The 17,507-nt window shown below is 33.5% G+C and carries 13 protein-coding genes; 2 read left to right on the forward strand and 11 right to left on the reverse strand.

Annotated elements, in window-relative coordinates:
- Positions 1-8: 8 nt before the first annotated feature.
- Complete coding sequence (locus tag BC952_RS10435; RefSeq protein WP_121365615.1) at positions 9-2,528, reverse strand: cation-translocating P-type ATPase; 2,520 nt, start codon at positions 2,526-2,528, stop codon at positions 9-11.
- A 164-nt stretch (positions 2,529-2,692) separates the two neighbouring features.
- On the opposite strand from BC952_RS10435, the gene guaB reads away from it, so the two are divergent.
- A complete protein-coding gene (gene guaB / locus BC952_RS10440; protein WP_121365616.1) occupies positions 2,693-4,165 on the forward strand; it encodes an IMP dehydrogenase in 1,473 nt (490 codons plus the stop codon).
- Between the two features lie 85 nt (positions 4,166-4,250).
- Here guaB and BC952_RS10445 read toward each other — a convergent pair whose 3' ends face one another.
- From BC952_RS10445 to BC952_RS10465, 5 genes are all read right to left on the reverse strand, one after another.
- Positions 4,251-6,140: a monovalent cation:proton antiporter-2 (CPA2) family protein gene (locus BC952_RS10445; RefSeq protein WP_121365617.1), complete on the reverse strand. Its 1,890-nt coding sequence runs from the start codon at positions 6,138-6,140 to the stop codon at positions 4,251-4,253.
- A gap of 1 nt (position 6,141) precedes the next feature.
- Positions 6,142-6,747: an NAD(P)H-dependent oxidoreductase gene (locus BC952_RS10450; RefSeq protein ID WP_121365618.1), complete on the reverse strand. Its 606-nt coding sequence runs from the start codon at positions 6,745-6,747 to the stop codon at positions 6,142-6,144.
- Between the two features lie 283 nt (positions 6,748-7,030).
- The gene (locus BC952_RS10455) at positions 7,031-9,271 is read right to left on the reverse strand and encodes a cation:proton antiporter (protein WP_121365619.1); all 2,241 of its coding nucleotides are present in this window, start codon (positions 9,269-9,271) and stop codon (positions 7,031-7,033) included.
- Between the two features lie 183 nt (positions 9,272-9,454).
- Entirely contained in the window at positions 9,455-10,801 is a 1,347-nt protein-coding gene (gene purB, locus BC952_RS10460) for an adenylosuccinate lyase (protein ID WP_121365620.1), read from the reverse strand.
- A 115-nt stretch (positions 10,802-10,916) separates the two neighbouring features.
- On the reverse strand, positions 10,917-11,612 hold the full coding sequence (locus BC952_RS10465; protein ID WP_121365621.1) for an SIR2 family NAD-dependent protein deacylase: 696 nt from the start codon (positions 11,610-11,612) through the stop codon (positions 10,917-10,919).
- A 331-nt stretch (positions 11,613-11,943) separates the two neighbouring features.
- Between BC952_RS10465 and BC952_RS10470 the strand changes: the two genes are divergently transcribed.
- Complete coding sequence (locus BC952_RS10470) at positions 11,944-12,606, forward strand: TrmH family RNA methyltransferase (protein WP_121365622.1); 663 nt, start codon at positions 11,944-11,946, stop codon at positions 12,604-12,606.
- A gap of 89 nt (positions 12,607-12,695) precedes the next feature.
- Here BC952_RS10470 and BC952_RS10475 read toward each other — a convergent pair whose 3' ends face one another.
- The 5 genes from BC952_RS10475 to BC952_RS10495 form a co-directional block, all read right to left on the reverse strand.
- Complete coding sequence (locus BC952_RS10475; RefSeq protein WP_121365623.1) at positions 12,696-13,130, reverse strand: hypothetical protein; 435 nt, start codon at positions 13,128-13,130, stop codon at positions 12,696-12,698.
- 179 nt (positions 13,131-13,309) lie between these two features.
- Complete coding sequence (locus tag BC952_RS10480; protein WP_121365624.1) at positions 13,310-13,735, reverse strand: hypothetical protein; 426 nt, start codon at positions 13,733-13,735, stop codon at positions 13,310-13,312.
- Between the two features lie 188 nt (positions 13,736-13,923).
- The gene (locus BC952_RS10485) at positions 13,924-14,124 is read right to left on the reverse strand and encodes a DUF4177 domain-containing protein (RefSeq protein ID WP_073355212.1); all 201 of its coding nucleotides are present in this window, start codon (positions 14,122-14,124) and stop codon (positions 13,924-13,926) included.
- Between the two features lie 298 nt (positions 14,125-14,422).
- Positions 14,423-15,109, reverse strand: coding sequence for a nuclease-related domain-containing protein (locus BC952_RS10490; RefSeq protein ID WP_121365625.1), 687 nt, complete (start codon positions 15,107-15,109; stop codon positions 14,423-14,425).
- Positions 15,110-15,295: 186 nt separating this feature from the next.
- On the reverse strand, positions 15,296-17,368 hold the full coding sequence (locus BC952_RS10495; RefSeq protein WP_147405274.1) for an ATP-binding protein: 2,073 nt from the start codon (positions 17,366-17,368) through the stop codon (positions 15,296-15,298).
- Positions 17,369-17,507: the final 139 nt, after the last annotated feature.

Consider the following 17,507-nt stretch of genomic DNA (forward strand, 5'->3'; position numbering starts at 1 on the left):
TTCAGAGATTAAAATTGGACTTTTCTTCGTTTAAATCCTTTGTAAATTTCGATCCAAAGCACCGAAACAAGACCCACTAAAATACTTAATCCTATTTGGAATCCCGAAACCCTTTCGAACTGGAAAAAAGCAGCAAATAATGGTACAAACAACAAGGAAGCTGTAATTAGAATGGTTACGCTGATGATCATTAAGACCAAATTGTTTTTGTATTTTAATGTTGTAAATATCGAGTAATAAAAAGAACGATTCGTCAGCGTCAGAAAAATGTTAGACGAAATTAACGTCAGAAAAACTACTGTTCTAGTTGCGCTTTCGGAACAACCTGTAGCTACACAATATTGATAGACAAACAAAAGTCCCGCAGTAATTACAAGTCCTTGAATGATACTGATCGTAACTTCCTTAAGTTTGAAAAAAGTATTGGTAAAAGGTCTTGGTTGTAACAGCATTAAATTGCGTTCCATAGGTTCATTTTCATAAATTATAGAACAGGTTGGTCCCATAATAATTTCCAAAAAGATGACATGAACCGGGGAAAAAATATTGGGGTAAATCCATCCCAATGCCAAAGGAATAAAGACAATCATGATGATTGGAATGTGGATGGAAATGATGTACTGGATGGCTTTTTTTAGATTGTTGTATATTTTTCTGCCCATGGCAATGGCGTCAATCATTTTAGAAAAATCATCGTCAATTAGAATTAGATTGGCGGCTTCTTTGGCAATTTCGGTTCCCTTTTTTCCCATGGCAATTCCAATGTGCGCTGATTTTAAAGCAGGTCCGTCATTAACACCGTCACCCGTCATGGCTACAATTTGATTGTTGTCTTTGAGTGCTTTTATAATTTTGAGTTTGGCCTCGGGAAACATTCTTGTAAAAATGGACGTTTCCATTACTTTTTCTCGAAGTGTAGCATCGTCCATGGCCATTAATTCATCTCCATTTAGCGTTTTATCCGCATTTCTGAAGCCAATTTGTTTGGCAATTGTGGCGGTTGTTTCAGCATTATCGCCCGTTACAATTTTGACTTGAATTCCAGCTTTATAAAAAGTTTCGAATACTGCTTTGATATTCGCTTTTGGAGGATCGTAAAACGCAACCAATCCTTTAAATGCAAAAGAAAATTCTTGTTGCTTTTTAGGATAATCAGTACCTGAAAATTCAGCTAAACCAACACCCAATACGCGATATCCTTGCAAAGCCATTTTTGTCATTGCAGATAGAATTTGTTTTTTTTCGTTTTCGGTTACATATGAAGTGGCAATCAATGCTTCGGGAGCCCCTTTGGCAGCAATATATCTCGTTCCATTTTTATTTTCGAAAACATGGGTCATCATCGGTGGCTTTCCATCCAATGGATATTCGTGAACTAATTTAAAATTAGGGCGTTCATCTGTTATTTTTAGCTTCGAATATGCTTCGTGCAATGCAATTTCCATCGCATCAAACGGAATGGGTTCGCTGGCCCACATGGCCAGACTCAATAATTCGATGTCACTATTATTATTATTATTATTAGTTTCATCACTGTTGCTTCCTTTAATAGTATCATCAGATAACGTGTACCATTGCGCCAGACTCATTTTGTTCTCAGTGATTGTTCCCGTTTTATCCGTACAAATTACGTTTGCGCTTCCTAAGGTTTCGACCGTTTTTGTCTGTTTTACAATGATTCCCATTTTCATTAAACGCCAGGAGCCTAGTGCCATAAAGGTGGTGAATGCTACCGGAATTTCCTCAGGAATGATGCTCATGGCCAAAGTAAGCGCTTTCAACAGGCTATCTAAAACATTATTTGAATTGTAATAATTGATAACCCATACAAAAACAAAAATCACCAAGCCAACAAGCGACATTTTTTTGACAAAATTCCCCATTTGGATTTGCAACGGGGTTTTTTCTTCAACGATTGCCTCCAGACTTTTACCGATTTTACCCAATTGGGTTTTGTTACCAATAGCAGTTACTTCGCAAATTGCCAAACCACCAGTTACAATGGTTCCAAGAAATACGGTGTTATTTTCGGCAGTTTCATTTTTAAATACTGCCATCGATTCTCCGGTAAGAATAGATTCATTTACTGCAAAATCATTGGATTGAAGAATAACACCATCGGCAGGAATAAAAGTTCCTTCTTCTGTTTGTATGAGGTCACCTATGACAATTTCCTCGCTTGGAATTTCGGTAATTTCTCCATTGCGGATGACTTTGCTTTTGGGTTGTGACAGTTTTTTTAAAGCTTCAATTGCCGTTCTGCTTTTGGATTCCTGATACAGTGAAATTGTGGAAACCAATATAATTGCTGCACTCATGAAAATTCCGTTTCCGTAATCTCCTGTAATAAAATAAATACTGGTTGCGGTGAGTAAGAGGAGAAACATAGGTTCTTTTACCATTTCAAAAAGGGATTTCAAGAACTGATTTTTATCCTGATTCACGATAGCATTCGAACCAAAATTTGTTCTCGAAAGTAAAACTGCCTCATTTGAAAGTCCTTTTAATTCTTGTTGAGTTTCTGTCATAGCAAAATAAATTAAACGGATTTTCTGGGTTGGAAAGCAAGGGGTAATTTAGAACCAAAGAATTGACTTTGAACTGCAATTTAATTATTTATTGGAAAATGATAGCGATTTTTTGCTTAAAATTATCTATATTTGCACGCAATTAAACTCCAACTACAATTGCAATGATCGCACACAACTCTAAGATTATCGGTGAAGGATTAACTTACGATGATGTTCTATTAGTTCCCAACTACTCAAATGTGCTTCCTCGCGAAGTGAGTATTCAATCCAAATTTTCAAGAAATATAACGCTAAATGTTCCTATTGTATCCGCTGCTATGGATACCGTAACCGAAAGTGCTATGGCAATTGCTATGGCTCAAGAAGGAGGAATAGGCGTTTTGCATAAAAATATGACTATCGAGCAACAAGCTGCGAAAGTTAGAAAAGTAAAACGTGCAGAGTCTGGAATGATTATCGATCCGGTTACTTTGCCATTAACTTCGACAGTTGCCGATGCTAAAAACGCAATGAAAGAATTTGGTATTGGAGGTATTCCAATTGTAGATGAAAATCAAATATTAAAAGGAATCGTTACCAATAGAGATTTACGTTTCGAAAAAAATAGTTCAAGACCTATTGTTGAGGTAATGACCAGTGAAAACTTGGTTACTGTTGCTGAAGGTACTTCTCTGGAACAAGCAGAAGTAGTTTTGCAAGGTCATAAAATTGAAAAATTACCTGTTGTAAATGATAAATATGAGTTGGTTGGATTAATCACTTTTAGAGACATCACTAAATTAACCCAAAAACCAATTGCTAATAAAGATGTTTATGGTCGTTTGCGCGTTGCTGCAGCGATTGGTGTAACAGGTGACGCAGTTCAAAGAGCAGAAGCATTAGTGAAAGCCGGTGTTGATGCCATTATTATTGATACCGCTCACGGGCATACGCAAGGTGTTGTGAATGTGTTGAAAGAAGTAAAAAGTAAATTTCCACAAATAGATGTTATCGTAGGTAATATTGCAACTCCTGAAGCAGCTAAGTTTTTAGTTGAAAATGGAGCAGATGGTGTGAAAGTAGGAATTGGTCCAGGTTCTATTTGTACTACTCGTATTGTTGCAGGTGTCGGTTTTCCTCAGTTTTCTGCTGTTCTTGAAGTGGCTGCGGCGATTAAAGGAACTGGAGTTCCAGTTATCGCTGATGGTGGAATTCGCTACACGGGTGATATCCCGAAAGCAATTGCTGCCGGTGCTGACTGTGTGATGCTAGGTTCATTATTAGCAGGAACAATGGAGTCTCCAGGTGAAACTATCATTTTCGAAGGTAGAAAATTCAAATCCTACCGTGGAATGGGTTCTGTTGAAGCGATGCAGGAAGGTTCAAAAGATCGTTATTTTCAAGATGTTGAAGATGATGTGAAAAAACTAGTTCCGGAAGGAATTGTAGGTCGTGTTCCTTACAAAGGAGAGTTGAACGAAAGTATGCAACAATTCATTGGTGGTCTTCGTGCCGGAATGGGATATTGTGGTTCAAAAGATGTTCCAACGTTGCAGGAAACCGGTCGTTTTGTTCGTATAACTGCCAGCGGAATCAATGAAAGTCACCCTCATAATGTAACAATTACGAAAGAAGCTCCAAATTATTCAAGATAGTTTTTAGTTTTTTAAAACAATAAAAAAGGCATAATCAATTCCGTTAGCGGTTTTAATTATGCCTTTTTCTTGTATCTGAAAATCGTTATTCGGAAGTGTCAGCTAAGTTGTTTTTCAAATGTTCGCTGTCCCAACTGTGGTTCGTTGCCGCAACTTGCGAATAGATATCAGTTTTTAAAAGCTGTTCCTGTAATTCAATTTCTTCTTTTATGGTAATCATATACGCCATTTTATCATGACGTTTTTCGGCTAATTTTCGGGTGGTAATTTCATCATATTTTATAAACTGCTGACCTTGTCTGGTAGCCGAATATTTTCTGTGACCTAATTCTACCAATGCATCAACGCCCATGTTTACGGCACTATACAATGTTTCCCGATAGATATGTTGCACTTTATGATCGATTAATTCATACGCATCGTTTCTATTTCGGGCACGAGTTAGTATTTTTAAATTCGGAAAATGCTTTTTCAAAGTTTCAATCACTTGTAAATTTACCGTAGGATTATCTATAGCAGCAACGAAAATTTTAGCATTCTCACAACCTGCGGCTTTCAATAATTCCAGTCGTGTTGCATCACCATAATACACTTTGAAACCCATTTTTCGCAATAAATCAATTCGATCAGAATCATAATCCAAAATGGTTGCTTTCACTTTATTAGCTCGCAACAAACGTCCAACTGTACTTCCAAAATGACCAAAACCAGCAATAATAACAGGGTTGTCTTCGTCTATAAAATCATTATCCTTTTTAGTTTCGGTTGTTTTTTCTTTATACCTTGAATTCGGATAAATTAACCGCTCATTTATCAACAGTAAAAAAGGAGTTGCCACCATACTCATTGCAATTACTGCCATTATTTGATTGGCTAACATGCTAGGAACAATATTCAACTGCATGCAAAAACTCATAATTACAAAGCCAAATTCTCCCGCTTGGCTTAAGCCAAAAGCAAACAATAAATTTTGATCGATGTTTTTTTTATGAAATCTGCTGATTACAAATAAAACTCCAAATTTTACAAGAGTCAGTATTGCTCCAAAAGCAAAAATAAAAAGTGGATTTTCAATAATTAATTGGAAATTTATCGATGCGCCTACGCCAAGGAAAAACAATCCCAAGAGCAACCCTTTGAACGGTGCAATATCGCCTTCTAACTCATGGCGAAATTCAGAATTCGCTAATACGACACCTGCCATGAAAGCCCCAAGCGCAGGACTTAAACCGACTAATTGCATGGCATAAGAAACGCCTACAACTAGTAATAATGCTGATGCTGTAAACAATTCTTGCAACCTTGTTTTTGCAATGATGTGTAATAACGGTACAAAAACATAACGACCTGCAAAATAGATTGTAGATATTATTCCGAGTACAATTAATGTTTGTAACCAGCTTGGAAATTCCGTAATTAAGGATTGTGGCGCATCATTTGTCGTCTCCAGATTTACTGTTGACAGAAGCGGTAAAAAAGCTAAAATTGGGATTACCGCAATATCCTGAAAAAGTAAAACCGCAAATGAAGAACGTCCAACAGAGGTGTTTGACAATCCTTTCTCCTTCAAAGTTTGTAAAACAATAGCTGTAGAGGATAATGCCAATGCCAATGAAATAGCCAATGTAGTTTCCCATTTCCAGTCCATAAAAAATAGGCATCCCAAAAAGAGTATGAGCGTTGTTCCAATTAATTGTGCCGAACCCATTCCAATAATAAATTTCCGCATTTTCCAAAACTTGCTGGGTTCCAGTTCTAAGCCAATCAAAAATAACATCATCACAACTCCAAATTCAGCAAAATGCATGATGTCCTGACCTTCTTGACCAATAAATCCAAGTACATAAGGACCAATTACGATTCCGGCTAATAAATAGCCCAAAATAGAACTTAACCCTAATTTTTTAGCAATTGGGACACAAATCACCGCTGCTGTTAAATAAATGATTGCTTGTAATAAAAAATTGGTATCCATCTTATGTTAGTATTGTAGCAAACCATTCGTTCAAATAATAGTATTGCAAAATTTCATCGGTATCTAAATCATTATTTTCTAAATAGTCCAGAAAATAACCGTAAACCAATCCGTTTTTTTCATAATCTTCCTTAGTCATGTTGTGTGTACCATGAACTACAAAAGGAGGTAAATAAGTCATATTACAAACTTTTGCCGTTTGATTAAATGGTTCTAATAATTCAAGAACAGTGTATCTGTCACTGCCTGTTTCGCAATAATTTTCTTTGTCGCCACCAGTTGTAATAACCTGAAAAATAATTTTATGCTGCAACATAGTCCCTTTTTTGCCATAAGCCCAGTTGTGTTCCAGAACCATGTCAATCCATTGTTTCATCAATGGCGGACAGCTATACCAATACATGGGATGATGCCAAATGATAATATCGTGCTGACTTAACAACGCTTGCTCTTTTTTTACATCAATATCAAAATCGGGATATTCCTCATATAAATCATGAAAAGTTATGTTTTCTGAACTGGGAATATTTTTCACCAAGGCTTTATTCGCATGTGATTTCTCAAAAAGCGGATGGGAAAATAGGATTAAGATTTTGTTTTTTGACATGAAAAATATTTTTGCTGTTTATTTTTTTAAATTAAGGCTTAATATCTATTTGATTTTTAATGCAATATGTAATTTTAAAACATATTGAAAGATATAAAATATTGGTTAATTCTAATACTATAATTTTTTTTAGAACCTATTTTTTTATTTAAAAACAGAAAATCCTGTCAAAACAAAATCGTAACTTTTATTCTGACAGGATTTAATTAAATAGATATTAGGTAAGTAATTTTTCCAATAAAATTGATTTGGAATCATAATTATTAACGCATTTATCGAATGTTTAATTTTTGAAAAACGTGGTTAGTAATTTTTTGCTTCCCACCACCCAAAGAATATCATTTTTTTCTAAAATCATATTGGACTCTGGATTCAAGATTCGTTTTCCACTTCTTTCAATTCCCACAATCAAACCATTTGTTTTTTCACGTAATAATGAGTCGCGGATATTTTTACCAATAAATTCTTCTTCCTTAAGCTCTAATTGTTTCAAAATAATATCGGTGTCCGTGACTTTTTCAGGGATTTCTATTTCATTTTGATGCAAATACGATTTAAATTCCTTGACTTGGTTATCTGTTCCAATGACACAAATTTCATCACCAGGAAATAAACGTTCATTTTTATTGGGGATATTAATCATGATTTCCCCGCGCTTTATGAAGGCGATATTAATACCTAATTGCTCCCGAATGCGTAATTCTTCTAATGTTTTTCCGGCAATATTGGATGTTGGCGCAATATCAAAAGTGGTCATGTGTCCGTCCCACGGTGTCAAATCGCTTCTGCTTCTAATGGCTTTTTTGATTTCTCGCGCATTAAGGTTTTTTAAGAAATGATCTTCTATTTTATGATATTGTGCGTTTAATTTTTTCGGAAAAACAAAATAAATGACAACAGCCGCAATTAAAGCTATAAATGCAATTATTGGAGAGAAAAAGATATTCAATAAAAATCCAATATAGAAAAGAGTCAACACCATTCGCAACAAAATCATCATCAAAATGGGACCGCGATATTTGCGTTCCTCTCTTAAAATAGCTACTTCTTTCACTGCAACTCGGCGTAAAGAAAGAGCCCATAAAAAAGGGGAAAGTATTACTATTGTAATTAATGCAGCAATTATATTTCCAAATTGTGAGTCTTTTACTAAAGGTAAAATGAATTTAGACGAAAGTAAAATAACTGCGACTATAATAACGGAATGTATAATTACCTGTGTCAGAAAAGCGCGTACCACGATTTGCCAGTTGCTTACCAGTTTTATAGATTGTGCGTTGGCACTGTAGCGTTCAATTTTTTTAATCCATTTCCGAGGCAGTTTCTTTTCCAGATATTCAGAAAACGGAGTAGAGAATTTCACCATAAAAGGCGTGGTAAAAGTTGTTACTGCTGATACTGCCACTACAATAGGATAGAGGAAATCACTCGTTACATTCAACGTCATTCCCAGCGTGGCAATTATAAAAGAGAATTCCCCAATTTGCGATAAACTCATTCCGGTTTGCACCGATTGTTTCAGTGGTTGTCCAGAAAGTAAAGCACCAATCGTAGAACTGATGGACTGTCCCAAAATCACCACAAAAGTCAAAATAGCGACTGGTAAAGCATATTCGTACAACGTATCTGGGTTAATTAACATACCTACTGACACGAAAAATACGGCTCCAAAAAGATCTTTTACGGGTTTAACTAAATGTTCAATATGTTCTGCCTGCGTTGTTTCAGCAATGATAGAACCCATGATGAATGCACCTAAGGCAGGCGAAAAACCAACATTGGCAGCAAGAATAACCATCATTAGACACAAAGCCAGTGAAATGATTAGCAGCATTTCATCGGTCAAAAGACTTTTTGCTTTTTTAAGTAATGTTGGGATGAAAAAGATACCGCCAACAAACCAAATGGTCAAGAAAAATATTAATTTAAAAACAGACAATAGCAATTCACTTCCTGAAAACTGTTGGCTAACCGCAATTGTTGATAGTAAAACCATCATTAAAATGGCAACTAAATCCTGGACAATAAGCGAACCAATAACGATTCCAGCAAATTTTTGGGTTTTTACTCCGAGTTCGTCAAAGGTTTTCAGGATAATTGTAGTAGAGGAAATGGAAAGGATTACTCCTAAAAATATGCTGTCCATAGGTTTCCAGCCAATCCATTGACCTACTAAATAACCGATGGAAACCATTGCAAGGATTTGTGTTATGGCTGTAATTGATGCTGTTCCGCCCACTTTCATCAGTTTTTTAAAACTGAATTCCAGTCCTAAACTAAATAACAAAAAGATTACTCCAATCTCGGCCCAAACTTCTACGCTTTTAATATCTTTTATGGAAGGGAAAAAATCAAAATGGTTTCCAGCCAAAAATCCGGCTATTAAATAACCGAGTACTAAAGGTTGTTTGATTTTTTTAAATAACAATACGGCCACCGCGGCGGTCATTAGGATTAATCCTAAATCACTGATTAAGGGTTGTAAATGGTGTGAGGCGTTTGCTACTGTTTCTGCGGCATTCATAGGCGTTTACTCTTTTTTTAGGTTTTTGTGTATTGTGGTAAGATATAAAAAAACTTTAATTTTGAAAGTATAATTAATGCTAAAAACGGCTTTTTATGATTTTTTTAGCAACAAAAATCCCGTTGAAAAGAATTTAGTGTTCCTTTTCAACGGGATTTTATAAAATCGAATAATTTTGTTAAACTATATTCCTAAGAAATTGCTTGGAGTGATTTTCATTAACTCTGCTTTAATTTCGTCCGAAACTTCTAAAGTTGCAATAAAACCGTGAATTGCGTTTTTATCAATCGCTTCATTGGTTCTTGTCAATCCTTTCAACGCTTCATACGGATTAGGATATCCTTCACGACGTAAAATGGTTTGAATCGCTTCAGCAACTACGGCCCAGTTTTTCTCTAAATCTTCGTGGAATTTTGGTTCGTTCAATAACAATTTGTTCAATCCTTTCAAAGTAGCTTCAAAAGCGATTAAGGTGTGTCCCATTGGTACACCAATATTTCTCAAAACCGTACTGTCCGTCAAATCACGTTGTAATCTTGACAATGGTAATTTAGCCGATAAATGTTCGAAAATCGCATTGGCAATTCCTAAATTCCCTTCTGAATTTTCAAAATCGATAGGATTAACTTTGTGTGGCATAGCTGATGAACCTATTTCTCCCGCTTTGATTTTTTGTTTAAAATATTCCATTGAAACGTAAGTCCAAATATCTCGGTCTAAATCAATAATGATTGTATTTATTCTTTTCAACGCATCAAAAAATGCAGCGAAGTGATCGTAATGTTCAATTTGTGTAGTAGGGAAGGAGTGGTGTAAACCAAGATTTTCCTCTACGAATTTACCACCAAATTTTCTCCAGTCAATTTGTGGATATGCCACGTGATGCGCATTGTAATTTCCGGTTGCACCGCCAAATTTAGCAGCAAAAGGAACATTAAACAACAAACGCATTTGCTCTTCTAGACGCTCTACAAAAACACCAATTTCTTTACCCAAACGCGTTGGAGAAGCCGGTTGTCCGTGCGTACGCGCAAGCATTGGAATGTCCTTCCATTCGATACTTAAATCTTTCAATTTTGAAGTCAAAGTAATCAATGAAGGCATGTATACTTTTTCGAAAGCTTCTTTTGTTGAAAGCGGAATCGCAGTGTTATTAATATCTTGTGATGTCAATCCAAAGTGAATGAATTCTTTATATTGGGATAAGCCTAATTTTTCAAAAGCATCTTTGATAAAGTATTCCACCGCTTTTACATCGTGGTTGGTTACTTTTTCGGTTTCTTTAATCCAAAGCGCATCTTCAGTAGAGAAATTTTTATAGATGTTACGTAAACTTTCAAATACATCTGGGTTTACGGTTGTAAGTTGTGGCAAAGGCACTTCGCACAAAGCAATGAAATATTCAATTTCAACCAATACGCGGTATTTGATTAAGGCTTCTTCAGAGAAAAATGGAGCCAAAGAAATAGTCTTGTTTCTATATCTTCCGTCAATTGGCGATATAGCATTCAATTCGTTTAAAGTAGTCATTGTTTAGTTGTTTGTTCGAAAGGCACAAAAATAGTTATAAGTTATAAGTTATGGAGTATAAGTTTATATTTTTATTGCAATTATAATTCATTTTTTGCCATTGTCATTGTGTTTGTCATTGCAATTGATTGAGTAATTTTTCTTTCATAAAAGCAACACCTGTTGAAGCCACTTCTGGAATGACTTCCAATGGGTATCTAAGATTTGGGATTTTTATCGGTTTTGGATCAATATAAAAAATAGGTGTTTCCCGACTCGTAAAATCGATTAATCCTGCTGCTGGATAGACTTGCAAAGAAGTCCCAATTACAGCAAAATAATCCGCACTTTGAGTGAGTGTTATGGCTTCATCAAGCGCAGGAACTTCCTCGCCAAACCAGACAATATGCGGGCGTAATTGATTTTTATTTTCGTCTAAATCGCCAAAATTTAAATCGTCCTGCCAATCCAGAATATAATCTGGGTTTTTGGTGCTTCTGACTTTCAATAATTCGCCATGCAAATGCAACACATTAGAACTTCCGGCGCGTTCGTGCAAATCATCCACGTTTTGTGTGATTATGTACACCTCAAAATCCTTTTCTAATTCAGCCAAAATTTGATGACCCAAATTAGGTGCAACTTCTTTGAGTTGTTTTCGTCTTTGATTATAAAAATCTAGCACTAAAGCCGGGTTTTTATGCCAACCTTCCGGAGTGGCGACATCCTGGACATTATGACCTTCCCAAAGTCCGTCACTATCGCGAAATGTTTTGATGCCACTTTCGGCACTGATTCCTGCTCCAGTCAAGACGACAAGTTTCTTTTTCATTTAATGGATTTTTTTTAAGGGTTTAAGTTTCTTAGAACATAAAATTTATTTTAAAGCATTGTAAAAAAAATAAACATATAAGTCATATGAGTTTAAATAAGTAATCATATAAGTAAATAAAATAGGTTTATATGAACTTAAGCAATGCGCTTGAAATAATATCCTATAAGTTTTTAGAGCAAATTTAATCATTACTGAGGTTTTGATACTTTAAAATAAGGCAATACATTGATTCAATTACTTATATTACTTATATGTTTATTTTTATAGAATATGCTCTTAGCTTATAAAGCTAGTCTTTTTTACTATTTTTGCAAAAAAATAATTCCCAATGATTGATTTAGAGTATCTCGCTTTTCTTGAAAATATTTTAACTGATAACCGCAAAGAAAAATTTCTGAAAGTCTTGGAAAACAGAACCAAACATTTTACCATTGCTGTCGAAGATATTTTCCAAATGCACAATACCAGTGCGGTAATGCGCAGTTGTGAGATTTTTGGAATTCAGGAATTGAATGTGATCGAGCAACGCTACGGAAAAAGTATCGATAAGGAAATTGCGATGGGCGCTCAAAAATGGGTCGACATCAATACCTTTGACAGTATTACGAATTGTCTGGATACGTTAAAAAGTAAAGGCTACCAAATCATTGCTACCACGCCACATGAAAATGATTGTTTGATGGAAGATTTTGATATCTCAAAACCCAGTGCTTTATTTTTTGGAACAGAAAGAGACGGATTATCCGAAGAAATTTTGAAACGCGCCGATGGTTTCCTTAAAATCCCGATGGTAGGTTTTACAGAAAGTTTGAATATATCGGTTTCGGCGGCAATCATCATTCAAAACCTCACGAATCGATTGCGCAATTCAAACATTGATTGGCATTTATCTGAAAATGAAATTTTAGAAAAGCGTTTGGCTTGGGCCAAAAATTCCATCAAAGACATCAATCGAATTGAAGCGCGGTATTTTGAGGAAAACCCAAGATAGTATAAACAAACGCTTAAATTAGATTCTTACGGTTTGCTGAGTTATTGCGAGGAGCTCTAGCTGTTAGCAACCGTAATTTATTTGATTTTTCAATTTGTAGAAAATTCGGTGCTTTCGATTCCGCTATTTTGTGTAATTATTTTCACGAGTTTTTCTAAATCAGTACTAGCAATGTTATGGATTTCGAATATTTTGTCGCTTCCGGATTTCTGAATGATTTTTAAATTAGTGTTGTCTAATTCTAATTTCTTAACATTTTCAAATTTTATGGATTTACTGATTAATCTATTTATTTTGATGTTCATTCCCAGTTTATTCCACTCAACATAATTTTTGTACCAAAACATTTTACTGTAATAGGCTGCTTGGATAAAAAAACCAATGGAAGCCAAAATTTTATTTGTCCTTTTATATTCAAAGTCAATAATTTCAAAACTACCCATAAGAATAAAAACTAATGAGATTAACATTAAAACGGATGTCCAATTTTTAAATGTCAAGTGATTGAAGTGTATTTTTTTCATCTTTCTCGGTTCTTGTTTATGTTCCAATTCAAAAGCAGGTTAATGAAAGTCAGCCACTTTATTATGTTTTAATATACTTTCAAGTTATAAAAATTGCGCAAAGTCAGAGACATTTGCGAAGCATTTACGAAAAATTTATGTGTTTTCAGGGATACTTTGCGGAGCGGGGACATTAGCTTTTAACTGGAGTAGTTTATCCTATTCTCAATATTTGATTTGATATAATTTTCAAGTTCTGCTGAATCCTCTATACCAATGACTCTCCTGAGTTTATTATTTTTTAGTCTTATGTCTAAAAAACTATTTCCAAATCGTTGTTTAACAGTTATTGACTCTATATCACTAAATAAAATTTCATTCTGATTTGACCGAAATAAACTTAGGATAAAAAACACTAAATGACCTATTCCAATAAATAAACCCGTCCAAAGTAAGAACTGGTCGCCAGTTTTGAAATATCTCAAAACCGATAAAGTTCCAAATATTGTCCAAATACCTGCACTGATTAGCATAATAAGATTATGTTTCTTTGAATTGTCCGAAATACTAACTTTATCGGTTTCAAAAGAAATTTGTCCATTTTTTATGTTGAATATCTGTGTCATTTTTATCTTTTATTATGGTAGCGGTCGAATCAATTATATCTTGTATTTTCTTTTGATTAAGTGCTTATCGATATCGATGTGTATTCTAAAAATTGCGCAAAGTCAGAGACATTTGCGCAACATTTACGAAAAATTATGTGTTCTCAAAAGTGTTTTGCGAAGCGGATATTATTTTCCTCTGACTTTCATTAAATATCTTTCTCAAAATACAAATGAATATAAATGGCAGAACCAAAATTTGTTGATGTTGATGTAGTGAACCTATATCCTTTTGCGGCATATTCATCTAGTTTTTCTTGAATTTCTTTTTTTGAGTCATTAGCAATGTGCTTTGAATCTAAAGTCAATTTAGAGTAATAAATTAAACTTTCTACTTTGTATTCTTTCATAATAGTTTTTTTAGTAATGTTAATAGTTTTCTAACTTTGCATGTAAATATAATAGATTTTGCTTACAAAAAAAGATGTTTTTTCTTATTTTTCAAAAATAACTCAAACAAGATACACGATCCATTTGTAATAAATTCAGGGATTCTTTTTCTAAAAGACCTTTTAAAGTCAGCCGCTTTATGACGTTTTTAATATGATTTCTATTTATAAAAATTGCGCAAATTCAGAGACATTTGCGCAGCATTTACGAAAAATCTATGTTTTTTAGGAATACTTTGCGTAGCTGAAAATTCTTTAGTTAGTGAAAAATCCGTTCTTCACCTAACATGTCTTTTATGTTTTTAATATGTTTTTCAGTAATTTTCTGGCTATTACCATTTTCGACTGCTGCAGATAAAATATTTACAACATCACGCTTACTTTTGTAATTTACAGGTTCATTATCTTTGATAATCTTTTTCACAACATCTATTACTCTTGGAGATTTCGTTAAAAAAGTATTGTTTGGAATAAAGCTAACATCTCTAAATTTGCAATCTCCAAAGAATACTACAACTGAAAAAAATTGAATATTTTGAAAATCAGTAAGCGTTGTTTTAAGATTTTCAACATGTTTTTTATTTTGAAGAATTGGATTATAAAAGTAATACTTGTCTTTTCCGTAAGCTAAAACTTGTGTCCATTTATTCTGATTTCCAGTTCCAAAAATCCATCCGCTATATTTTTTAACTTCAAATACAATTATTCCAACTTTTGTGGCAAGAACCAAATCAATTTGAGAATAATTTCCATCTCTATTCTTAAGATATAAATCGTGAAAAATAGTTTGTGCCGGAAATCCTGCTTTTAAAAGTTTTAAAACTAATTTTCTTTCAGTTTTAGTACCTCGATGAGATTTCGTAACAGTTTCTAATAATTTTTTATCTCTAATATATAAAAAGATAAATATAAAAATCGCTACTAATATTACTCCACCGATTATCATAAAATATTATTTTGAAGTTCCTATTTTGGCTACTGATTTTTCATTAACGTCCCGCAACTTGGCGATGTGGCGGATTAAGGAAGCCTGAACTTTTGATTAATGACTAATTTTCCAAGTACAAAACTAACTTTAAATTATGCCTAAACCCGACATATCGCCAAATTGCGGTTATGGGCTGGCCTTTTTTTACGCTAATGTTTTTACATCATTATACAATATTTTTAAATGGTCGTCAGTCAAATCCATTAATGGTTCATACATAAATGAATTAACGTGAATATTTTCTGGAGTCATTAAATTTACTCTATCTAAAATTCCTAAGTTGTCTATTTCTGTAGGGAATTCAGCTCGATATTTATCTACAATTTGTCCTGTTTGTTTTTTCAATATGTGATTATGAAAATGAGGGTCAACTATTTTTGAAATCATAAAATTTTCAGCAAGAAGTCTTATTCCAATTGAGATACAGATTTTATACTTTATGTCTATGGGATTTCCATCTGCGAGATTATAGATTTCCTTTGCTTTGGTAATTATAAGGTCAAAAACGTTATCGGTTGAATTTTCTTTTATTTTTGTCTGTTGAAAAGTTGTATTGAAAACGTCTAAAACTGATTGTACTGTTATGTCTTCTGTTTTACTAATTCCTTTATCCGCTCTTTCAGGCTTCATATGGAGTAATGAAGTTAAAAGTAAATAATTATTGTTATCGTCTCCAATAGTGAAATCAATTAGGTTTCTTACAAATGGAACACAAGCAATAAAAGTAAAATCACAAATGTCATAATTACTTCTTAAAATTGGAAAGACATCTCTTTTTTCTCCAATAGTCAGTTCTATTTCTCCTGATTTTCTGGTTGTAGTCCAATTTCCTTGGTAGTTAATTTTAGCTCCTAATCTACTTTTGATAGTTTTATAAAAATCAAAATTGTGGGTTAGAACGATCATAAAAAAATGAGGGTCGTCCAAAACGTCTTTTAAATATTCTATTATGGCATATTTGTTTTTGTAATCAAATGAGTCTGCTATATCGTCAACAATTACAAGTTGGTTTTTATTTAGTTTTCTTCTTGTCTCAATTTGAAAAATAATATTCAAAAGATAAAATACTCTTTGCTCTCCCGTACTTAGTGATTCTTGCAATTCAGTACCTCCTAAAAATTTTGTGTCTTCAGGTCCATTGCCGTCTGTATACTTAAATAATAATGATGCAGGCTCACTATTTAAGATTACATTTTCTTGATTTTTTATATGTACTTCAAAAGGAACTGTAAATCTTCTTTTAAAAATATCAATTACTTTTTTCCAATCATCTTGTTCCTTTTTTGCTTCCTGTATGATTTTATCTCTTTGTGTAAATGTGTCATTATGTAATTTTAAAAGGACATTAAACTCGCTTTTGAATTTTGCTAAGTAGTTTAATATGAGTTTCTTCTTAAAGTTGGATATATCGGCAAATTCTTTAATAATTTCTTGATTTTCTTCTACGTAATTTCTAAACTTTCTTAGTTCTGCACTACTACTAAGTAATTTGTCAATTTCATTGAATGTACTTGCTAATAAAGGGTCTTTAAGAACTTTCTCTTTTTCGTTAAAGATTAATTCCTCTAATTCTTTGGCATTTGTTATTTCCTGTTCTTTTATTTTTACTTTATGATTTGCGGAAAAGAAATTATTGTCTTTAAGTGATTTTGTAACTGTGTCGGCATTATAATGATTAAATGTTCCCTTCATAAAAAGAGAGTCGTTTTCATTTACAAGAGTATCATAGACTTTTATGTAATCTTTAATTTTTGATTTAAAGTCTTTGCTTTCAAGGAATTTTATAGATTTATCATTAAATACTTCTGAATAAATTATCTCTGAATATATTGGGTCTTTAATTTCATTTATATCTGCGTCATATCTTTCAAACGTTTTGAAAAGCTCTTGTTTGAAAACCGTTTCAATTTCACTTTCAATTACATTGCTCTTAATCCCAAATAATGGTTGAATTTGTTTTAAAAAATCATTTTTGGACACGTTTAATTTTGAGTTTAATGTGTCGTATTCATTTTTGAGTTTTTCATTTGCAAGAATTGTTGAGGCTTCTTTGAACTCTGCAGACTTCATTCTTTGAATGACAAAAATTTCATCCTTTTCGATATCTACTCCGTCAATCTTTACTTCTCTGTGATTTACTCTGTTTGAAAAAATTCTATCTTTAGAAACTTTACCTTCTGCAATATCTTCCAATGTGGATGCAAGTGAAGATTTCATTACTCCGTTTGGAGCGTAAATAAGTTGTGTTTTCGATTGCCCAAAGTTGAATTTATGTTTGAATCGTCTTATTCCGTAACAGTTTTCTAAGTGAATTTCTAATTCTGTCATTTATTTTGGTTTTGTCAGTTGGTGGTTG

It is taken from the genome of Flavobacterium limicola (genome assembly GCF_003634755.1).
GTDB lineage: Bacteria > Bacteroidota > Bacteroidia > Flavobacteriales > Flavobacteriaceae > Flavobacterium > Flavobacterium limicola.